General features: G+C 45.5%; 1 pseudogene. It reads right to left on the reverse strand.

Annotated elements, in window-relative coordinates:
* Positions 1-264, reverse strand: a pseudogene (gene tuf / locus ACNARN_RS18670) (elongation factor Tu); the annotation flags it as partial.

Here is a 264-nt window from a genome sequence, read left to right on the forward strand (position 1 = left end):
GTTGTTGGTTTGATACCAACGATTTCAACTTCTTCACCAACTTTGATAACACCACGCTCAACACGGCCTGTTACTACTGTACCACGACCTGAGATTGAGAATACGTCTTCGATTGGTAACAGGAATGGTTTGTCAATTGCACGCTCTGGTTCTGGGATGTATGAATCCAGTGCTTCTGCTAATTCAACAATTTTTGCTTCCCACTCAGCTTCGCCTTCCAGTGCTTTCAGCGCTGAACCACGGATTACTGGAGTGTCATCACCA

Origin of the sequence: Proteus sp. TSJ240517, from assembly GCF_047921575.1 — a bacterium.
In the GTDB taxonomy this organism is placed as follows: Bacteria; Pseudomonadota; Gammaproteobacteria; order Enterobacterales; family Enterobacteriaceae; genus Proteus.